20 protein-coding genes are annotated in these 20,144 nt (G+C 68.1%); 10 read left to right on the forward strand and 10 right to left on the reverse strand.

Annotated features, from left to right (window positions below; genetic code table 11):
* The first annotated feature begins 25 nt into the window (after positions 1-25).
* Together QMG73_RS29350 and QMG73_RS29355 are read left to right on the forward strand one after the other, a co-directional pair.
* Entirely contained in the window at positions 26-2,971 is a 2,946-nt protein-coding gene (locus QMG73_RS29350) for a COR domain-containing protein (RefSeq protein ID WP_281901040.1), read from the forward strand.
* Between the two features lie 214 nt (positions 2,972-3,185).
* The gene (locus tag QMG73_RS29355; protein ID WP_281901042.1) at positions 3,186-3,569 is read left to right on the forward strand and encodes a fibronectin type III domain-containing protein; all 384 of its coding nucleotides are present in this window, start codon (positions 3,186-3,188) and stop codon (positions 3,567-3,569) included.
* Between the two features lie 196 nt (positions 3,570-3,765).
* Here QMG73_RS29355 and QMG73_RS29360 read toward each other — a convergent pair whose 3' ends face one another.
* Positions 3,766-3,888 (reverse strand): hypothetical protein, encoded by a 123-nt coding sequence (locus QMG73_RS29360; protein ID WP_281901044.1) that lies wholly within the window; start codon positions 3,886-3,888, stop codon positions 3,766-3,768.
* A 330-nt stretch (positions 3,889-4,218) separates the two neighbouring features.
* Between QMG73_RS29360 and QMG73_RS29365 the strand changes: the two genes are divergently transcribed.
* The 4 genes from QMG73_RS29365 to QMG73_RS29380 all read left to right on the forward strand — a co-directional run bounded on the left by QMG73_RS29365 (position 4,219) and on the right by QMG73_RS29380 (position 8,763).
* Complete coding sequence (locus QMG73_RS29365; RefSeq protein WP_281901046.1) at positions 4,219-5,748, forward strand: chymotrypsin family serine protease; 1,530 nt, start codon at positions 4,219-4,221, stop codon at positions 5,746-5,748.
* A gap of 125 nt (positions 5,749-5,873) precedes the next feature.
* The gene (locus QMG73_RS29370) at positions 5,874-6,317 is read left to right on the forward strand and encodes a YybH family protein (protein WP_281901097.1); all 444 of its coding nucleotides are present in this window, start codon (positions 5,874-5,876) and stop codon (positions 6,315-6,317) included.
* 129 nt (positions 6,318-6,446) lie between these two features.
* Entirely contained in the window at positions 6,447-6,959 is a 513-nt protein-coding gene (locus tag QMG73_RS29375; protein WP_281901047.1) for a tetratricopeptide repeat protein, read from the forward strand.
* 289 nt (positions 6,960-7,248) lie between these two features.
* Entirely contained in the window at positions 7,249-8,763 is a 1,515-nt protein-coding gene (locus QMG73_RS29380) for an MFS transporter (protein WP_281901049.1), read from the forward strand.
* A gap of 157 nt (positions 8,764-8,920) precedes the next feature.
* Here the strand turns inward: QMG73_RS29380 and QMG73_RS29385 are convergent, their stop codons facing one another.
* Together QMG73_RS29385 and QMG73_RS29390 are read right to left on the reverse strand one after the other, a co-directional pair.
* Positions 8,921-10,429: a pyridoxal phosphate-dependent decarboxylase family protein gene (locus QMG73_RS29385; RefSeq protein WP_281901050.1), complete on the reverse strand. Its 1,509-nt coding sequence runs from the start codon at positions 10,427-10,429 to the stop codon at positions 8,921-8,923.
* Positions 10,426-11,031, reverse strand: a complete 606-nt coding sequence (locus QMG73_RS29390; protein ID WP_281901052.1) for a helix-turn-helix domain-containing protein — start codon at positions 11,029-11,031, stop codon at positions 10,426-10,428. The genes QMG73_RS29385 and QMG73_RS29390 overlap by 4 nt, the downstream gene beginning before the upstream one ends.
* Positions 11,032-11,108: 77 nt before the next feature.
* Between QMG73_RS29390 and QMG73_RS29395 the strand changes: the two genes are divergently transcribed.
* Positions 11,109-12,116, forward strand: coding sequence for a 1-aminocyclopropane-1-carboxylate deaminase/D-cysteine desulfhydrase (locus QMG73_RS29395; protein ID WP_281901054.1), 1,008 nt, complete (start codon positions 11,109-11,111; stop codon positions 12,114-12,116).
* A gap of 50 nt (positions 12,117-12,166) precedes the next feature.
* Here the strand turns inward: QMG73_RS29395 and QMG73_RS29400 are convergent, their stop codons facing one another.
* The 4 genes from QMG73_RS29400 to QMG73_RS29415 all read right to left on the reverse strand — a co-directional run bounded on the left by QMG73_RS29400 (position 12,167) and on the right by QMG73_RS29415 (position 13,909).
* Positions 12,167-12,331, reverse strand: a complete 165-nt coding sequence (locus QMG73_RS29400; protein WP_281901056.1) for a hypothetical protein — start codon at positions 12,329-12,331, stop codon at positions 12,167-12,169.
* A gap of 167 nt (positions 12,332-12,498) precedes the next feature.
* Positions 12,499-12,846 (reverse strand): hypothetical protein, encoded by a 348-nt coding sequence (locus QMG73_RS29405; RefSeq protein WP_281901057.1) that lies wholly within the window; start codon positions 12,844-12,846, stop codon positions 12,499-12,501.
* The gene (locus tag QMG73_RS29410) at positions 12,839-13,468 is read right to left on the reverse strand and encodes an NADAR family protein (protein WP_281901059.1); all 630 of its coding nucleotides are present in this window, start codon (positions 13,466-13,468) and stop codon (positions 12,839-12,841) included. The genes QMG73_RS29405 and QMG73_RS29410 overlap by 8 nt, the downstream gene beginning before the upstream one ends.
* 36 nt (positions 13,469-13,504) lie before the next feature.
* Positions 13,505-13,909, reverse strand: coding sequence for a hypothetical protein (locus QMG73_RS29415; RefSeq protein ID WP_281901060.1), 405 nt, complete (start codon positions 13,907-13,909; stop codon positions 13,505-13,507).
* A 71-nt stretch (positions 13,910-13,980) separates the two neighbouring features.
* Here QMG73_RS29415 and QMG73_RS29420 point away from each other — a divergent pair, with 71 nt between their 5' ends.
* Positions 13,981-14,346 (forward strand): orotate phosphoribosyltransferase, encoded by a 366-nt coding sequence (locus QMG73_RS29420; RefSeq protein ID WP_281901061.1) that lies wholly within the window; start codon positions 13,981-13,983, stop codon positions 14,344-14,346.
* A 48-nt stretch (positions 14,347-14,394) separates the two neighbouring features.
* On the opposite strand, the gene QMG73_RS29425 is transcribed toward QMG73_RS29420, so the two are convergent.
* Positions 14,395-15,231 (reverse strand): phosphotransferase, encoded by an 837-nt coding sequence (locus QMG73_RS29425; RefSeq protein WP_281901063.1) that lies wholly within the window; start codon positions 15,229-15,231, stop codon positions 14,395-14,397.
* Between the two features lie 391 nt (positions 15,232-15,622).
* Here QMG73_RS29425 and QMG73_RS29430 point away from each other — a divergent pair, with 391 nt between their 5' ends.
* Both QMG73_RS29430 and QMG73_RS29435 read left to right on the forward strand, forming a co-directional pair.
* Positions 15,623-16,261: an ISAs1 family transposase gene (locus tag QMG73_RS29430; RefSeq protein ID WP_281901065.1), complete on the forward strand. Its 639-nt coding sequence runs from the start codon at positions 15,623-15,625 to the stop codon at positions 16,259-16,261.
* Positions 16,262-16,414: 153 nt separating this feature from the next.
* The gene (locus QMG73_RS29435; protein WP_281901067.1) at positions 16,415-17,110 is read left to right on the forward strand and encodes a DUF6193 family natural product biosynthesis protein; all 696 of its coding nucleotides are present in this window, start codon (positions 16,415-16,417) and stop codon (positions 17,108-17,110) included.
* A 593-nt stretch (positions 17,111-17,703) separates the two neighbouring features.
* Here QMG73_RS29435 and QMG73_RS29440 read toward each other — a convergent pair.
* Both QMG73_RS29440 and QMG73_RS29445 read right to left on the reverse strand, forming a co-directional pair.
* Positions 17,704-19,311, reverse strand: coding sequence for a HEAT repeat domain-containing protein (locus QMG73_RS29440; RefSeq protein ID WP_281901069.1), 1,608 nt, complete (start codon positions 19,309-19,311; stop codon positions 17,704-17,706).
* 156 nt (positions 19,312-19,467) lie between these two features.
* The gene (locus QMG73_RS29445) at positions 19,468-19,980 is read right to left on the reverse strand and encodes a hypothetical protein (protein ID WP_281901071.1); all 513 of its coding nucleotides are present in this window, start codon (positions 19,978-19,980) and stop codon (positions 19,468-19,470) included.
* Positions 19,981-20,144: the final 164 nt, after the last annotated feature.

Consider the following 20,144-nt stretch of genomic DNA (forward strand, 5'->3'; position numbering starts at 1 on the left):
TCGCACCCGTGTCGAAAGAGGCCGCATGGCAAACCCGGAGAGGGTGCATCTGACGCCTGAACAGATGTCCACGGCGGTCGCCACCGGTCGGCTCGACCTGACCCGTAAGAACCTGACGGCGTTGCCGGACGAGATATTCGAGCTGCCGGATCTGACCGAGCTGATCCTGTACGACAACCGCCTGGCCGCGCTGCCGCCCCGGATCGCCGAGCTCAAGACGCTCCGGAAGCTGGTCGTGCAGGGCAACCGGCTCCGGCAGATCCCGCCCGAGATCGGCGAACTGGCCAACCTGACGATGCTCGCCCTCGGCGACAACCGCATCAGCGGCCTACCCGCCGAACTGTGGCAGCTCGGCAACCTGCAGGAGCTCCTGCTGAGCGACAACCAGCTCACCGAGCTGCCGGCCGAAGTCGGGCGCCTCGCGCTCCTGTCCCGGCTCGACCTGAGCTACAACCAGATTCTCACCGTGCCGCGCGAGCTCGGCCGGCTGGGGAACCTGCAGATCCTCGACCTGGCCGGCAACCAGATCGGCTCGGTCCCGCCGGAGGTCGGCCGGCTGACCAACCTGCTCCGCCTGAGCCTCGCCTCCAACCGCCTGACCCACCTGCCGTCCGAGGTGGGCCAGGCGGCCAACCTCCGCGAGTTCGACCTGCAGGGAAACCTCATCACCACGCTGCCCGCCGGCCTGGCGCACGCGCTGCGCCGCGGCATGCGGGTCAACGTGCGGGGCAACCCGCTGCAGGAGCCACTGCCCGAACTGCTCGCGCGGAGCACCGACGCGGTCGCGACCTACCTGGAGAGCCTGGAGACCGCCTCCGCGCAGTACGAGGCCAAGATGATCCTCATCGGCGAGGGCAACGTCGGCAAGACGTCGCTGGCCGCGGCGCTCGACGACGCCCCGTTCGTGGCGAACCGGCCGACCACCCACGGCATCGAGGTCCGGTCGCTGGTGGCCACCCACCCGCTCGCTGGGACGCCGATGACGCTGCGCACGTGGGACTTCGGCGGCCAGGAGGTCTATCGGGCCACGCACCCGTTCTTCTTCAGCCGCCGCGCGCTCTACCTGGTCGTGTGGAAGCCGCGGGAGGGTCAGGAACAGAACGACGTCGAAGGCTGGCTGCGGCGGATCAAGGTGCGGGTCGGCACGGACGCCCGGGTACTCGTCGTCGCCACGCACTGCGACGAGCGGCGGCCCGAACTCGACTATCCGCACCTGGCGCAGCTGTTCGGCGCGATACTGCACGGGCGGTTCAGCGTCGACAACGCCAGCGGCAACGGCATCGCCACGTTGCGCATCGCGGTCGCCGAGCAGGCGGCGGAGCTTCCGCACATGGGTCAGCTGCTCAGCAGCCGGTGGATCGCCGCCCGCGACGAGGTACTGGCGCACGCGGGCGAGAAGCTGCAGATGCCGTACGCCACGTTCGTGGAGGTGTGCGCGCGGCACCAAATGACCAAGGAGGAAGCCGCGACGCTGGCCGGTCTGCTGCACGACCTCGGCCAGATCATCTACTACGGCGACGACGACGGCCTGCGCGACCTGGTCGTGCTCAATCCCGAGTGGCTGACGAAGGCCATCGGATACGTCCTCGAAGACCGGGTCACCGTGGACGCGCAAGGGGTGCTCGACCACGCGCGGCTGCGGGACATCTGGCGCAAGCGGCCGGACTGGCCCGCGTACACCACGCAGTTCCACCCGTACTTCCTGCGGCTCATGGAGAAGTTCGACATCTCGTACCGGCTCGAAGGTCCCGGGCACCGCAGCCTCGTCGCCCAGATCGTGCCGTACGAGCGACCCGAGCTCACGTGGGACTTGCGTACCCCGGTGCCCTCCGGCCAGCGGGCACTGACCCTGGTGTGCGAGACCAGCGAGCCGGCGCCGGGACTGATGGCCTGGCTGACGGTGCGGCACCACCGGGCGTCGGTCGGGCGGCACTGGCGTTCCGGACTGTTCCTGCGGCACCAGGTCGCGGCGTACGACTCCGAGGCGCTGGTGGAACTCGTCACCGACCGCCAGCTCGTCGTGCAGGTGCGGGCCCCCTCGCCGGACCTGTTCTTCAACGTGATCCGGGACAGCGTCGAAGACCTGTTGACGCACCGGTGGCCGGGCATGTCCTACCGGCTGTACATCCCATGCCCGACGAGCTCGGTCGGCGGCAAGGTGTGCCCGGAACGGTACTCGCTGGACGGCCTGCTGCGGCTGCGCGAGCACGAGCACACCACCCGCACCTGCGAGGGCTGCGTGATCACGTACGACATCTCGTACCTGTTGACCGGCTTCGCGCCGCCACGCCATCCCCTCAAGTCCGACCTCGACCGTCTCAGCGGCGAGATCCGTGAGGTGGGCAAGGGCGTCGACGAGCTGCGCCGGTACGCGGCCGACATCGCCAACGCCGTCCGCGTGATGCTGAAGGCGATCGCGGCCGAGGTCGACGACTGCCCGCGGCTGTTCACGCTGACCGACGTGTCGACGGGCGTGCTGCGCCGCCGCCACCACCGGGTGAACCTGTGGTGCGAGCACCCCGGCCGATGGCACGCCGTGCCCGAGGCCGTCTACGAGGTTCGCAAACCCCAGCGCTGGCTGGTGGAGATCGCCCCGTACGCCAACCTGGTTTTCAAGACGTTGCGCCTCGCGTTTCCGATCGCCTCCCGGGTGGCCGGTCTGGTGCTTTCCGAGGAGCGGTTCAAGGAGAGCGAGCGCGAGCTGCAGCTGATGGAGGCGATCATCGACCGGCTGCCCTCCGACGTGCTGAGCAGCGGCTGGGAGATCGAGACGCCGGAGGTGTCCACAAAGCTCACTCTCGCCGAGGGGCAGGCGTTGCGCGCGCTGCGCCAATTCCTGCGAGAGCAGGACCCGGCGCGGGCCTACGGATCGTTGCGCCGGGTCATGGCCGAGACCGGCGATTTCCTGTGGGTGTGCCCGCAGCACTACGCCGAATACGACCCGGGCCTGCCCACGATCCCGGGCGCGTGAGCCCGGACGCCTTGATGAAGGTTTCGATGCAGGGTCGATGAACACCGCGGCCGAGGCTGGGCCCGCAGACGCGCGTCGGCGACGTGCGCGTGGGCGCCACGCAACGGCTGTGCCCGTACAACGCCTGCGGCCGCACCGGCACCTCATCTGAGCACAATTGGGCCAGCTCGAATGATATGATTCACCATTATCAATCTGTTGTGCAGGGGGAGTCATGATACGTCGTGGGCTGGTACGCGTTCTCGTGGCAAGCGTCGCCCTGGCCGGCGCCGTATTCGCCGGGCCACCGGCGGCGGTGTCCGCCGCGACACTCACGCCGCTGCCAGCCCCCGGCCAGCCGGTCGTGTCCGAGCTGACGCCGACGAGCGCCCGGCTCACCTGGACCAAACCGGTTGGGCCCGTCTTCCGGTACTCGATGCAGCAGTTCGTCGATGGTGCCTGGCAGGGCTACGCGTCCATGCCCTTCACCACCTTCGTCGTCGACCTGACCCCGGGCGGCACCCGCACCTTCGCGGTTCAGGCCCACGCCCTGTGGGGCTCCGGCTACACCAGCAGCGAGCTGTCGCCGCCGGTCACGGTCACCGCCCCGTGGTACTGACAGATTCCGGGCTACCGCGACGTCCGCGGCGGTCCAGGTCCGTTGCTCCCGCGGCCTCACCCGCCGTGTCACACGACCAACCCCGACAAGGGCAGGTCTTGTGCCGCGAACGGTGAGGCCGCGGGAGCAGCGGTCTCGCGCACGGCGGACGCCGCGGTAGCTCAAAGCCCGATCCTGACCCTGACCCAAAAGGTCTCTAGGGTGCCGGCGCCATGGCGGTCAGCGTCCAGTTCTCCTCGGCCAGATCGTTGAGCGTGCGAACGGCGAAACCGTCCAGGAACGCCGCCACGACCGCCGTGCCGTAGGTCCCAGAACTCACGTCGGCGGACGTGACAAACGTCGCCCATCCCAAAAACTGCAGGTTCATGGTTTCGTCGCTGCGCACTCGTCGATGACGCGAACCGCGGGACGGTGGCAGTAGCGCGATACAGAAAATCCGACCAGTACGACAATCGTACAAGAACCTTGTCGGGAACCTGTCGTTCACAGTGGTCATTCATGAGTTAGCCTGCGTCGATATAAACAATTCCCCGACGCCACTACGATCCCTCTGAAGGGAGTCTTCGTCGTGCCATCAAGGAGGCTAATTCCCCATTCCACGCGCAGTCGATATCTGCGCCTGGCGGCCGCGGCAATGCTTGCCGGCTCGTTGCTCGCGGTTCCTTCGGCGCCGGCGTCCGCGCGATACGACCCCCGACCCGGCCTCGGCGACTACGGCGCCCAGGGCCCGATCGATCGAGGTCTGCTGCCGGAGTACGCCGCCGACCGGGTCGACGACCGCGCGATCGCGCTGGCACAGGCGCCACAGCTCGCCGCGGCTCGCACGAGCTGGAATGTCGAGATGGACTTTGTGTTCCATGTCGACTATCAACTAAAGTTCCGGTCCCAGACGGACTATCTGTCGACCGACCCCAGCCATCTCGGCGCGCTGTTGAAGAACCGTCCGCAAAACCTCGGAATCGATACGCTCGGCCTGTACATGACCGACGGCGAAGCCGCTGAATTCACACGCCGCCAGGAGCGGGGCGACCGCATTCCACTCATTCGCGCCGCTATCGGCGAGTCCGAGTCGAAGGTCGAGGGCCAGGAGCCACGCTACGGTCCGAACTTCGGCGGAGTGTGGCAGGACCAGCTGGACGGCGGAGCGATCGTCGTGGCGCTCGTCGACCCGTCACGCGCCGATCAGGCGAGGCTCGCGCAGATCGCCGGCGGCAAGGAGCACCTCCGGGTGATCGACGTCGAGTACTCGTGGAACCAGGTGCAGGGTTACCGCGACACGCTCCTGGCGGCGCTCGACAAGCGTGGCGTCCCGGCCGGTGTGCGCGTCAACTCGACCGGGCAGGGGCGCAAGCTCGAAGTATTCTCGCCGGATCCCAAGTCCGTCACCTCGGACCTGTTGGGGCTGGTGCCCGGCAGTCTCGTATCTGTCGTCGAGGGACCACTCGACGTGGAGGAGGCACCCCCGACCGACACCCACCCGGAGGCCGAGCAGCAGCCGGGCCTGTCGATCGAGCTCGACCCCGGCGGCACCTGCACCTGGGGCATCAACGGCCACTCGACCGTGTGGAACTACCTGGTCACGGCCGGCCACTGTGGTGACCCGCCGTTCGAGGAGTTCGCCGGTGCCTTCACGGACGATCTCGAAATCCACCAGAACGACAGCTTCGAACTGACGCCCGGCAGCCAGTACCTCGAGTCGCGCAACAGCGCGGGCTGGGACTTCAAGCGGATGGCGTCCCCGCAGGCGGACAGCAACTGCTACCACGCGGTGGGAAGCTGCATCCGATACGTGCAATGGCGGGCGTTCCACAACTCGTGGGAGGTCGGCTCCGACATCGTCTGCGCGTCACTGGGCACCACGAACACCTACGTGTGCGGCACAGTGGCGGAGGAGAACTACTCCAGCACCGCGGCGGGTTGCGAGGGTTCCCGCTGGGTGCGTTACAACGTCGACACCACCAATGGTGATTCTGGGTCGGGTCTCATCGGTCCGGTCGCCAGCCCAGCGGTCACCATCGACGCGATCCACGCCTGTGGCTCCGGCACGTCGGGCTTCGGAAACACTGCCTTTGACGTGATGACACAGACGATACTCACGTGGGATTTCAACTGCGCCAACTCGGTCGTCACCGGGCGCGCGCCGACGGCCTGGGCGGCCTGTCCAGTCCTCGACCGGTAAATTGGCGCGGGACGCGGTCCGGAGACGGGCCGCGTCCCGCCCGCGGCGCTACGCCGTCCTAACATGCCGATGAGCGCGCAGCTGAGAAGACCGATGTCTCGTTCGGGCCGGCATCCAAAAACCGGCTGTCGGAGACGGATGATCCATCCCTCAAGGGCGCCGAGGCCGCACTCGAGTCGTTCTATTACAGCCTGAACAACCGCGACATCGACGCGCTCCGCACCGACTGGTCCACGAACCCGCTCGCTCAGCTCAACAATCCGGTCGGCGGCATCCTGCGTGGCGGAGACGCCATTGCCGAGCTCTACGCACGCATCTTCAATGGCACGGTCAGCGTCGGGATCACTTTTGGTGACGTAGTCGCCTACGTCGGCGACCGGCATGCCATGTTCGCGGGCCGGGAGACCGGTAGCTACACCACAGGCGACGGCACAACCGTCCCGCTCGAGATCCGCACCAGCCGGTACTTCCGCTACGAGAACGGCCGCTGGCGCCAGTACCACCACCACGGAAGCATCGACGACCCTGACGCACTCCGCGACTATCAGCGAGCTATCCGGGGTAACTGACCGCGGCAGTCCTCGACCCCTTCATCACGCTGCAAACACTGGGCCGACCGACCCACGGTCGGGCGTCTGCGGACGAGGCTGCGATAGAGTGAATTGATCTTCAGGTTCGTAAGCACGGGGGCTGCTGAAGTGACCACCGATGTGACGCCCGAACTGGCCGAGGCGATCCAGCGCGGCTACGACCAGCGGGACCGGGCGAACATGGCGCCGACGATCGCCTACTTTCAGGCGCTGCTCGCCGAACACCCTGACCACCCCGTCCTCGTATATGAGGTGGGTGGCGCCTACGACACCGCGGGCCAGGAGGAGACCGCCCGCGGCTACTACGAGCGGGCGCTCGCCCTCGGCCTCGACGGTGACGTCCTGCGCCGGTGCCTGTGCCAGTACGCCAGCACCCTGCGGTGGCTGGGCGAGCTGGATAAGTCGCTGGCGGTGCTCGAACGGGCCCGCAGGGAGTTCCCCGACTCCGATTCCGTACGCGTCTTCCGCGCTCTGACCCTCAACGACGCCCAGCGGCCGGATGAGGCGGTGGCCGAGTTGCTCACCGTCGTCACCGGGCACGCGGAGGTGACCGACCTCGGGCGGTGGGCGGTCGGGCTGCGCGGCCTCGCCCAGTGGCTCGCCGACGGTCGCCCCGAATAGACGGTCGCCCGATAGGCTAGAGAGCTTTCGCGGTGCGGGTCCGTCCGTCCACGTAGGCGACCGGCTGGCTGGATCAGCGGCCATGCCAGGCCGGCGAACTGGTTGTGTAGCCGCGGGGGGTGAGGCCGCGGGAGCAACGGGCAAGGAGCGCGACGGGCATCGCGGTAGCTCAAAGCTCGATGCTGAACCTGACCCCAAAAGGTCTTCTAGAGGGAGCCGATGTTCGGCCGATGAGTTTTGCCAGCCATGCCCGTCTTACCTCACGAAGCCATCGACAACGGAGGTAACCGTGGCACAGGAGATAGTTCCGTCGACGGAACGGGACCAGCGGCCGGGCCAGGCACATGACCGTTCGCGGTGGTTGGCACTTGGTGCGCTGTGCACCGGAATGCTGATGATCGTCCTGGACGCCACGGTGGTGAATGTCGCGCTGCCGGCGATCCAGAACGACCTCGGCTTCTCCCAGTCGAGCCTGGCCTGGGTCGTGAACGCGTACCTGATCGCCTTCGGCGGGCTGTTGCTGCTCGCTGGCCGGATCGGTGATCTGACCTCTCGCCGGGGTGTGTTCCAACTGGGCCTCGCGGTGTTCACGGTGGCGTCCGTGCTGTGCGGCGTCGCGCAGAGCGCGGCCATGCTGGTCGCCGCGCGATTCGCGCAGGGCGTCGGTGGCGCGATGACCTCGGCGGTGATCCTCGGCATGATCGTCACGATGTTCCCTGAGCCTCGCGAGCGAGCCAAGGCCATCGGTGTCTACACCTTCGTCGCCTCCGCCGGCGGATCGGTTGGTCTGCTCGCCGGCGGTGTTCTGACCCAGGCGGTCAATTGGCACTGGATCTTCCTCATCAACGTCCCGATCGGTATCGCGACGGCGGTCGGCGCCCAGCGCCTGCTTCCCCGGGATCCGGCCGGTGCTGTCGTTCGCGGCGTGGACGTGCCCGGCGCGGTGCTGATCACGAGCGCCCTGATGCTCGGCGTGTACACCATCGTCGCGCCGGCGGCGCAGTACGGCTGGGGTGCGGGCCGCACGCAGGCCATGGCCGCCGTGGCGGTAGCCCTGCTGGCCGGTTTCGTGGTGCGCCAGGCGACCGCCGCGTCACCGCTGATGCCGTTGCGGATCTTCCGCTCTCGCAACGTCGTGGGCGCCAACGCGGTCATGGCGCTGGCCGTGGCCGGCATGTTCGGGATGTTCTTCCTCGGCGTGCTGTACCTGCAGCGGATCCTCGGCTACGACGCCCTCGACACCGGGCTGGCGTTCCTGCCCACCACCGTGGTGATGGGAACCCTGTCGCTGCGGTACTCGGAGCGGCTGATCACCCGCTTCGGTGCGCGGGCGATGCTGCTTCCCGGCCTGGCGCTGATCGCCGCCGGCCTGGCCTGGTTCGCGCGCGTGCCGGCCGAGGGCACGTACGTGATCGATGTGCTGCCATCGGCGGTCCTGCTCGGCACCGGTGTCGGGGTGGCGTTCCCCGCGCTGGCCACACTCGCCATGTCCGGTGCCACGCCCAGCGACGCCGGTTTGGCCTCGGGCCTGGTCAACACCACCACCCAGGTCGGCGCCGCGGTCGGCCTCGCCGTCCTCGCGACCGTGTCGGCGACGCGCACCAGCAACCTCGCCGCGGACGGCGTGTCCACAGTGGCCGCGCTGACCGGAGGGTACCGGTTCGCGTTCGCAGTCAGCGCCGGCCTCGTGCTCGCCGCCATCATCGTCGCGGTGACGGTCATCCGACCAGCCGCCGCCCCGCCCACCGACGAAACCAACCCGCCGGCACACCGGACCGAACCCGTCATGGCCGAGGTGGCCTGAATAACCACCACGAATGCGCCGCCGCTGTCGTAGCGGCGGCGGGCCGGCGATCTGGTTGTGTAGTCGCGGAGGGTGAGGCCGCGGGAGCAACGGGCACCGCGCACGACGAACGCCGCGGTAGCCCAAAGCCCGATCCTGAACCTGACCCAAAAGGTCTCTAGACAGCGGATGTGTCATCGGGGTTGGGCCTGCCGGCGAGTCGGGACAGCGTTGCGCGGGTCTCGGCGAGAACGGCGTCGGCGTCCGCCGCGCTGCTGCCTGGGTTGACGACGCAGGCGCGCAGCGCGAACACTCCGTTGACGGTGGTGCCGGCGAGGAACGCGCGGCCACCGAGCTGTATCGCGGACAGCACCTCGCGGTTGAGTTCGTCGAGGGCCTGGTCGTCGCCGGCCCAGTCGACGGGGCGGCAGCGGAAGCACACGACGCTGAGCCCGTTGGCGAGCAGTTGCAGGTCGGGCGCGGCCCTGACGCCGGATGCGAGCCGGTCGGCTGTGGCGATGTCGTGTGCGATCAGGTCTCGATATCCGGTGGTGCCGAGGTGTTTGAGCAGCAGCCACACCTTGAGGGCGCGGAACGGTCGAGTTTGGTCGAAGCCGTATTCGCTGAACCAGACCGGCCCGCTCACCCCGTCTGGGTCGTCGTCGGTGCGCAGGTACGGCGGGACGAGGCTGAAGGCGTCGCGGGCGAGGTGCCGGTCGCGGATGAGGACCAGCCCGGCGTCGACCGGGGCGTAGAGCCACTTGTGCGGGTCCATGGCGAGGCTGTCGACCCGGGCCAGCGCCGTCTTGGTCGCGCGGTGTTCGTCGAGCAGCAGCACAGCGGGTGCGCCGTACGAGCCGTCGACATGCAACCAAACGCGGTGCTCGGCGCAGACGTCGGCGATCGCGTCGAGCGGGTCGACCGCACCGGTGTTGACCGTACCGGCGCTGGCCATGACCGCGACCGGGATGTCGCCGTTGGCGCGATCCCGGACGATCTGGTCGCGTAGCGCTTCCGGGCGCATTCGGTGGCGGTCGTCGGAGGCGATGATGCGGATGTTGGCCGAGCCGATGCCGAGCAGTTCGGCAGCCTTGCGAGCCGACCCGTGTCCTTCCGTGCCGAGATAGAGCAGGAAGCGCCGTGCGTGTCCCTGAAGCCCGTCGGCGCGCACGTCGATATCGGCGCGCTCGGCGGCTCGATGGCGGGCCACGGTCAGTGCGGTCAGCGTGGCCATGGAGCCGCCGCTGGTAAGCAGGCCCATGCATTCGTCACCCAACCCGGCCAGCTCGGCGAACCAGCGCACAACTTGGTGTTCGATGTGGACGGCGGCGTGGTTGCCACCGGCCACGCTTGGGTTCATCGCGGCGGCGAGCGCCTCGGCGAATACCCCGAGTGGGTGGGGTGGTGAGTTGACCCAGGCGTAGAAGCGGGGGTGTCCGTTACCGAATGGGTACGGTGCGACCCGCTCGACGAAGTCTTTCAGCACTGCGTCAAGGGGCGCGCCGCGGGTCGGGATCGGTTCGGTGGCGAGGGCGCGGGCATGCTCGGCGGGGTACGGCTGGAACACGGCCCGCCGCGGTAGATTGGACAGGTAGTCGGCGATGACGTCGGCCGTCCGGTGCCCGAACTGCCGCACGTCGTCGCCGGGCCAACTCCAGCCTGCGGAGATCGGGGCCTGCGCGGTCATCGGGTGGCTCCGTGAGTCGCGCCGCCGGCAAGGTCCATCACCAGGTAGTAGACGCATGGCACGGCGGCCGGATTTACGAACCCGTGGTGGCAGTCCCCGGCGTAGAAGACGCTGTCGCCCGCGTGCAACTCCACCTCGTCGCCGTCCAGCGACAAGCGCAACGTGCCTGCCTCCACCGCGAGGTACTCCCGGGTCCCGGCACCGTGTGGCGGGAAGACGCCCGCGTCCACACCCGCCTCGATGGTCGTGCGCATGAACTCGAACTCCACGCCGGGAAGCACTGGGCTGAGGACCCGTCGTTCCCAACCGGACGCGTCCTGGGCCACGTCCTGCTCGTCACGCCGCAACACCACGGTCCGGGCCGATGCTTCCGCTGCTTCCGCGCGGAGCAACCGGGCGATGCTGGTGCCCAGGCCGGTGGCGACGCGATCGAGAACGAGTACCGTCGGGACCCGGCTTCCGCGCTCCACCTCCGACAGCATGCTGCGGCTGACCCCGCTCGCGGTCGCTAACCCCTCCAGCGTGAAGCCCCGCCGGCGGCGTTGGTCGCGCAGTCGGCGGCCGATCGCGGCCATGTCGAGGCCGGTTTCAGACGGAATCAAGATCACTCCTCCACTATAACGGAACTCCACTATAGTGGAGAAGTCTTGCCGATGGCCGATGGATGGAGCGAGTCGCGATGAACCCGAACATGGTGGAGGTGACGGTTGAGCGGGTGACGCTGGCCGCGCTGCCCACCCCGCTTCAGCCGATGGACCGCCTCGGCGAGCAGTTGGGCCTGCCGCCTGGGCGGCTGTGGGTCAAACGGGACGATCTCACCGGGCTGGCGCTCGGCGGCAACAAGGCCCGCAAGTTGGAGTACTCCGCGGCGGAAGCGCTCGCCGCTGGCGCGGACACCCTGGTCACCGGAGGCGCGGCGCAGAGCAACCACGTGCGGATGACCGCGGCTGCGGCTGCCCGGCTGGGCCTGAGCTGCGTCGCGGTGCTCACCGGTACCGAGCCCAGCACGTGGGAGGGCAACCTGTTGCTGAGCGAGTTGCTTGGCGTGCGGGTGCGGTGGGCCGGGAGCGTGGACTACGCCGGGCTGAACGCCGCAATCACCGAGGCGGCAGATATCGCTCGGCAGGACGGCGCCCGCCCGTACGTGCTCCCGGTGGGTGGTGCGTCGCTGGCGGGCGACCTCGGTTACGTCACCGCCGCCGTCGAACTACGCCGCCAACTACCCGACCTCGCTCTGGTCATAACGGCGGACGCCTCCGGTGGAACGCACGCTGGGCTGGTCGCCGGCCTCGGCGACCACCGCCTGGTCCTCGGCGTGGACACCGGTAATCGACCCGACCTACTCGACGCGGTGCCACGGATGGCTGCCGATGCCGCACGCGCAGCCGGACTGCCGACACCGACGGGCTCTGCACGCCTGGACCGCGAGCAGATCGGCGGCGGTTACGGTCAGCCGACCCCAGCCGGGCGTCACGCCCTGGAACTAGCCGCACGTACCGAAGGTCTGCTCCTCGAACCCGTCTACACCGCCAAGGCGATGGCCAGCCTCCTCGCGCACGCCACCGGTGGACGGCTGCCAGAGGGACCCGTGGTTTTCCTGCACACTGGCGGATACCCCGAGTTGTTCATCGGCCAGTACAACCGTTGGCTGCGCGCAGCGCCATCCACTTCGCCGACGGCGACCTAACGCCGCCTGGCGGTCCGTAGCCCGCGATCCCACGGTGCTGTTTAAGGCGCTCAAACCTCGTCGAGCATGATCACGAAATCCCGGGGTGCTTGCGCCCCGCTCAGTGCCCACGCCCATCCGGGAAGGATGACTGCCTCATCGAAGAAGTCGTCAAGTCTCTTGCCGAAGGACCAGAGCTTTCCGGACGCCAATAGAGCGTGCAGCTCAATTGCCACGTTGGTGCGTCCTCACCGCCGGCCTCGACGAGTTGCCGCGTGAGGTCGGTGGAGAATTCTGGCTGACCACGGAACCCGTAGGTCCCGAACTGTGCAAGGACTCCATCGCCGTCCTCCTCAGGTGATGCTGCATCCTCGACCGGAAGCGCGGCGAATCGTTCGCCCCGTCATCGCTGTTGGTGTTCGACGCACAGTTGCCGGACTGTTGTGGCGAGTTCCTGGTTGCCGCGGCCCCAGCCCTGGTCCCATTCGTCGACCAGGACGTGCAGGTCGGTGAACGGGGTCCGCCAGATCGCGTCCAGGTCCAGGTTCCACGACACGAACGCCGAGACGTGCTCGCTGAGGGTGCGTTCGTCGACCTGCCGTGGCTCGGTATGGTCCAGCCCGGCCAGTTCTCGTAGTAGGGGAGCGTCCCACCCGTCGGCGAGCCAGTGCGCCGCGTACCAGGGCACGCGTTCGACGTCGAGGTTGCCCAGCGCGTACTCGGCGGCGACGTGTTGCGGTGTCTTACCCATCGGTCGGCTGCCGTTCGCGGAGCAGGGCACGGGCCTGCATCAGGGCGAAGCCGAGCAGGTTCAGCCCACGCCACCGGGCCGGATCAGCCGCGGCCGGGTCGTCACGGCTCAGGCCGATGCCCCACACCGCGTCGACCGGGCTGGCCTCAACCAGGACCCGTTCACCGGTACCGAGCAGGAACGTGCGCAGCGGCGGGTGCTGGCCGAACTTGGCGATGCTCCCGGCGACCACGATCTCGTAGCGGTGCTCGTCCCACACCCGCTGGTCGAACCCGACAACCCGACGACCCAGCGTCTTGGCCGCATGCGGGTGTGAGGCAACCAGAACCCGTTCGGCCGTGGCGCTGTCGCCGAACAGGGTCGCCTTGCGCCACATCATGTAGTGCTCGGCCGTGGCGAACCGCATCCCGTCCACAGTGAACGGTGACGGCCACCATTGGGACAGGCACCCGGCGCCGATGTTGCCGTCTCGCTCAGGTTGATGGCCCCAGAAGAACAGGAACTTGACCCGCCGGCCCTCGGCGACCACGGCAGTCAGCTCCTCGACGCTACGAACCGGTGCGGACACGAACGCGAGTGTGCCGCATCCGACCCGCCACCGTCTGCATAGTTTCCGTGACATTCTCAGATGTCGATGTGAGTGCGAGCAAGGCATCTACTACTGCTTGCTGGCCCGCCCTCGGGCAGGCTCGATGCCCCATTTCTCGCGGGCGAATCGCCAGAATAGGGACACTGCTTCTGGGGCGGGTCGCATGATGCGGTCGTCCCAGCCCGTTGCAGGGCAGTGCTCGATCAAGACCTGCTGAGAGTCGGGGCCGTTGGATGGCTGAGGCCGGATCCAGATGACATCGATGGGGCCGATGTCGGGGACTGGCGTCGTGGTGACGGCCAGGTCATGCATCGACATGAAACCGGCCATCTGATCCACGGCGGACGCCTGGATGCTGGCCACGATCTCGGCCATGACGGGGGAGTGCGGGGCTGTCCACTCCGATACACGTTCGGCTATTCGCTGCCAGCTCACCACGTCGAAGCGGTCCAAGGCTCGCGAGTTGATGCGCATCTGGCCACTATGACATTCGAGGCTCGCGATGTCGGGGCTTGACCCCTGTGCGGCTGGCATGCTGGTACACCGTGACTCGTATCAGCTTGGCGTCGCAGATCTATGCCGCCTGTCATGTGACTGGTGATTTCGTGTTGCGTTCTGGGCGGTCGACGGATGAGTACTTGGACAAGTACCAGTTCGAGGCCGACCCGGTTCTGCTGGACGCGATGGCCGAGCGGATGGCGGGGCTGGTCCCTGAGGGGACCGAGGTGCTGGCCGGGTTGGAGATGGGCGGGATCGCGGTCGTCACGGCGCTGGGTCGGCACGTGGGTCTGCCGTGCGCGTTCGTCCGCAAGGCTGCCAAGTCGTGCGGCACTCAGCGGCTGGCGGAGGGGGCCGCCGAAGATAGTGCGTTCCCGTCGTGTCGTTATGTCGTGGCGGACGTCTGCCGTTGATGCGCAGTAACTTGTTCGGGCGTCGCCAGGAGCGGCGGAACGGCCGGGTTAGGGACCAGCCTCTTGCGTCAAAGTGGCGAGTTCGGATGCTGCGGTGTCGAGGTTCTTATCCACGCCTTGGTCGATCATCTTCTGGTACGCGGGGTCACCGGAGGCGGCGGTGCGTCGAATGCCTTCGGCTGAGGCCCTGACGCGTTGCTGGACAATCTCCAGGAACGTCGGGATCGGGCCGGTCCAGCCGTATGTGTCCAGGAACAGTCGTAGCCGTCGTGGCCGATCCGTGAACGCGGTGAAGCCCTCGGCGGCCACGACGTGCCGGGCGTGTAGCGGCACCCAGGCGAACGCGGTGAAGGCCAGATCCCACTCGCGAGTCACCGGCGCGGCGAAGTCCCAGTCGAAGAATCCGACGAGGCGCCCGTCGGCCCAGGCCGCGTTGTACGGGGCGGCGTCGTTGTGGCCGACGATCAATCCCGGACGCCACTGGCCGGTCTCCCGCCATGCCGCGTCCGGTGGTGGCACGAACTCGGCGATGGCGGTGTGGAAGTCTCGCAGCCAGGCGGCGACCTGCCGCAGCGCGTCGTCGCTGTGTACCCATTTTGGCCATGGCCGGCGGGTGCCGACGACCTCTCCCGGCAGGTACGACAACACCTCCCGGCCCTGCTCGTCGAAGCCCAACGCCCGCGGCGCCCCGCGGAACCCGACAGCCTCCAGATGCCGCAGCAGCGCGTGCACGGACGGCGTCCACCGCCCAGGAACCCGACGAACGGTGCCATCGACCAGGACCGCACCGCCGGTATTGCCTCCCGGCAGAGGCTGCTCGCGCACCACCGCCACATCCTCCCAGCGACGCTTCACCGCACGAGAGGCGGCCGGATGCTCACGCACCTACCACAGGGTCACTACAGGGCGACGAGGCAGGAGAGGCGCTGCACGGAAGGATCATCTACGGAGAGGCGCTTCGCGTAAGGTTCCGGGGTGGCTGGTGGGTACAGCGCGACGTGGGTCGTTGTGGGTGGCTCCTTTGTGGAGCGGCTCGTGTGTCACGGTCAGCTGCCGCTGATCGCCGGGCTGGATTCCGTGCGGCCGGTGGTTTACGTGTGGGAGTTCGGACCTGGCGGGCTTCGGGAGTACGGCGTCATCGATGCTGGCGCTGCCGCCTACCCAGCCGAGGCGTGGAAGCGGCACGGGCTGGTCCCGTCGCTCCCGATGCTGACCATGTCACCGGCGCGGTGCTGGCCGCTACGGACGTGGACGCCAAGACCAACGAGATCCCCGGTTGCGGCCGCTTCTGGACCAGATCGACGGCCTGGCCGGTGTGGTCGTCACCGCGGACGCGTTGCACTGCCAACGCGATCACGTCACCTATCTGGCCGGTCGCGGCGCGCACTGGATACTCACCGTGAAGGGCAACCAGCCACATCTGCACGCCCAACTGTCCGCTCTGCCGTGGCGGGCGGTCCCGGACGCCGCCCGAACCGCCGACCGCGGCCACGGCCGCCGGGAGATCCGCACCATCAAGGTCCTCACCCTCGCCGGCGGGATCGACTTTCCGCCCGCCGCGCAGGCCATCCAGGTCAGGCGCCGTCGCCGCGCCCTGGACCAGCCGAAACGATGGACCACCGAGACTGTCTACGCGATCACCCACCCACAGGTACACCAGGCCGAGCCCGCCCAGTTGGCCACTGTCATTCGTGGCCACTGGTCGATCGAGAACAAAGTCCACTGGGTCCGCGACGTCGCCTACGACGAGGACCGATCCCAAATCCGTACCGGCACCGGACGGCAAGTCATGGCCGCCCTCCGCAACGCCGCCATCAGCGTTCTACGCGTTGCCGGCGTCACCAACATCGCCGCCGCCAACCGACACCACGCCCGTGACAGCCACCGCCCGCTCGACCTCCTCAAGATCGGCTAACGACTTTGCCGGAGCCCTGTCGGCTGACCACAGCGACGCCCGCGGCGTCTTGATCGGATGTGCGGATCTGCCGGCAGCATGTTTGCCGGCTGGCCGGCGCGTCCGTATCGTCGACCGGGTTGCCGGGTTGCCGTGAGCGTGGACCATGGAGCGATGGCTGATACGGGGCAGTGGGGCGAGGCAGCCCGCTGGTATCAGGATGTCGTCGCGGTGGGTAGCGCGTGTGATGCCTGGCAGGCCGAGTTCGACCGGCAGCGGATGCCGGTCCGGGCTCGTGCGACGGGGACTGGCGACCCGCATCGGACGTCCACCGTCAGCAACGGCGAGCGGAAGGCGGACCTGTTGCTGAGTCCGTGGGAGCGGAACTTCTCACTCGTGCTTCGTGCCGGAGCGTCCGTCCTGCTTCAGGGGTACCCCCCGGACTTGGCTACCGCGGCCGGTGCGGCATGGCTGTGGTTGTCCGGGGCGCGGCCGCCGCAGGTGGCATCGGCATGGCCGTTTCTGGGATCGGTAGCGTTGGCCGAGGCGCGGGAGCGCGGCGATCGTCGGGAATCCAGCTGGCTGTGGCTGTACGAGAACCACTGCGCGGATCCGGTGGGAGTGCGACTGCGGGCCTTCGTCGTGCTTGCCTTCCACGAACCGCGTCTACGCGTGCTCCTGCCGTACACCAGCCATTGGGCATTGCGTTTCAGTACGACGCCGACATGGCCCTTTAGCGGCGTCTATCCAACGGTCGTTCCGGCACAGACTCCCGACCGGTATTTGGTTCACACAGCCGATGGCCGGGTCTATGACGAGACCGACGCGGAACGCGCTCTCCAGCACGTACTGGCCGAACTCCAGGACTGATAGGCAAGACTCCATCATCGCGATGCATAAGGGCTCGGAGGCATACTGATCTGCCGCAGGGTGGTGCGCGCGGTGACGCGATTGGCCTGCCGTTAGCTTCGGGGGCCGCCTCGTTCGAACGGCGGTGCGTTGTGGCTGTGAGTGACGTCGAGGGTGGGGCTTGCCGTTGCCGGTCACAATGCGGTCAGGGGTGATCACATGGAGATTCTTCTCTTCGTCGGCCTGATGACGGCAGTGGTAGCCGTCGCGGTCGTTGTGGCGCGGGGACCGGGACGGCCTGCTGTTCGCCGTCGGTACGGCTACGACGTTGGTGTTGGGACCGAACCTCATGGCGACGGTGGCCCGACGGCTGGCGCCTCCTCCTACACCCATGACGATGGCTACGGCGGTGGTAGCGACGTTGGCGGCTTCGGCGGTGGCAATGATGGCGCTGGAGGTGGTGGTGGAGGCTGAGCAGGACGCTGGGCGGGGACAGGGTGGTCCGATCACGTCGCGTGCTGCCGACGTGATCGGCGTTGAGCTGCATGGCGGTGTGTTGGTGACCGAGGTTGCTTATCTGGCGAGCGGTCGTTGGGCGGCGGTCCACTTCGGAGTCATCGCTGCTGGATGTCGTTCTGGACGGTCTTGGTGTCGGCGAGCCAGTCTGTCAGCAGCCTGGCGGCGTCTTGGCCGAGCGTGAGTGCCGTTTGGTTGATGAGCGTGGTCAGTTCGGCGTGCTCGGTGGTGGTGACGGCCTTTTCGGGGGTCGTTGTCCGTCGCCACATCGGGCGGTCTGTGTCGCGGGCGAGTCGGGTGGCGTCGGCCAGACCACCGCGGGCCAGACGCGGATCAGGGTCGGTGACCAGCGTCAGCGCGGCGCGTAGCCACGTGGTGGTGGACTGGGCGCGAAGGAGCCGGTATCCGGCCTGGCGGATCTCGGCTCGTGGGTCGGCCAGCAGCTGCCACGCCAACTGTGGGGGCAGCCGGCGTTGCTGCGGGAGCAGAGCAGCGGTCGCTTCGCGTACCACCGCGGGGGACGGATCCCGCAGCAGGGGCACGATCGCATCCACGTCGACGGTTCCCAGCTGCCGTAGCGCGCGTACGGTGTGGGATCTGATCTTGCTCGAAGTGTGGGTGAGTAGCGGGTGCAGCAACGCCGCATCAGCTGCCGATCCGTTCTCGGCCAGGCCGTCGATGGCGCCAGGACTGGCCTGTGCGGGGTCGGTGACAACGATGCGGTGGCGGGCGAGGGCGTCCACGCCGCGGCGGCGAGCGGCGTCGCGGGCGATCGCTCGCACCAGCGACGATTGATCCTCCAGATAGGCGACCGCTTCGTCGTCCAGGCCGGCGCGGACCAGACCGGTCACGGCGTACGCCCGCACTTCGGCCCGGCGGCTACCGGCGAGGCGACGAAGCAGGTCGACCCGGCGTGTCCACACCGCCTGCCGGCAGGCCGCCTGTGCCGCCCGTACCCGGATCCGCACATCGCCGTCCGACTCGGCCACCCGGACCAGGTCCGCTAGCGTCCACCAGTCGTGGCCCAGTCCGATGTCGAACACGAACCGCCGCGGTCGGCGGTCACCGGTCGCGAACAGCGACCGGCGAACCTCTACGGACGTCGACAACAGCGCTGCCAACGCTTGGGCCCGGGCGAAGCCGGCCCGGCTGCGGGCCTGCACCGCAAGGATGGTGGGCAGCGCAACTGGAAGGCAGCCGTCTGGATCGCCTGCCAGCAGCAGCGCCAGCACGGCCCGCGCCCGGTCGCGGACCGGGGCCACCCAGTCGACGGTCCGCAGCGCCAGAAACGGCACCAGCTGCGCTGCCGGGCGTTCCAGCATTGCCGCGACCGCTCGTTCCCGCACCCGCCCGTCACCGTGCATGCTCGCCACCGCGACAGCGACCGGTCCGGCCTGCCCTGATGCGAGCCGGGTGGCAAACCCCGTGAGGACCGGTGAGTAGTACGGCGAACGCCACGCGACCCGCCGTGTATGCCCGTCGAGCCTGATGACCACCTGCGGCGACTGGGCCACGATAGTCAACGCGGCCCGGGCCAGGTCGTCATCTGCGACAGCGTCGATATCGGCCAGCACGCTGACCAGCCGTTCCCGTGTCTCCCAACCGCCCACGGCCGCCTCGTCCACCGCCACCACCAGCGCAGCCAGCCGAGACTTCGGATCCAGCGCCGTCGACCGGTCCGTACGCTTTCGTTTGAGCCAACTCACCGCGCCATCGTGCCCCAAACCCCTGAACACCCACAGGTGAATATCCACCGGTTCACACAGGCGCGCCAACGACCATGTGGAAGAGCGAAAGGCGCCTCACCATGCCGGGGACCATGCGTTCTCGACGGGGAGCTCGGTGGCGCAGGGCAGATGCTGCTATCGGCCGACGGTGGTCCAGTCTGTCCGTGCGGGTGCGGTTAGCTGGCCTGCGGCGTGGTTGCTGAGCCGTCGGACGATTTCGGCGATGTCGTACTGCGGGAACATGATCTGCATCAGGCGTAGCTGGAAGTTCGACGGCGTCGTCTCATCGAACATCGCGGAGTCGTACGGCTTGACGTTGATCCGCCATGCGTCCGGTGCCGCCCAGTGGACCATCCGGACGTAGAACGCGTCTCGGACGCCGGCGCGAGCGACAGCGTCAAGGAACGCCAGTCCCTGGTCCACGCCGAAGTCGATGAAGGCCCAGCCCTTGCGGGTTGTCACGTAGTCGGCCATGTGTGGCAGCTTCGGTACCCAGTCCGCGTTGCTTTCGCCGGCGTCCTGGCATGAGGTCAAGGTTTGGATGCCGTTGCGCCAGGTCGCTTCGATAACGGGCGCGAGCAGCTGGTCGATCTCGGCGGTTTGGGTGCCGACTCGCACGGTGGTGACCGGGTGGACGTTGACGTACATCCCGGCAGACTACGCCGATCATGTTCCGGGGTATCAATCCAAGCCGGACCGGATCGGCGGCTGCGGGCGCTGTGTCGTGTGTCCCTCGCTGTCGTTGTGAGCGAGGGTCAAGCGAGTCGGTTGTCGATTGTGGATATTCCGCTTGTGGTCGGGACAGTGGACGC

The sequence above is a fragment of the Phytohabitans aurantiacus genome, from assembly GCF_027923225.1.
GTDB lineage: Bacteria > Actinomycetota > Actinomycetes > Mycobacteriales > Micromonosporaceae > Phytohabitans > Phytohabitans aurantiacus.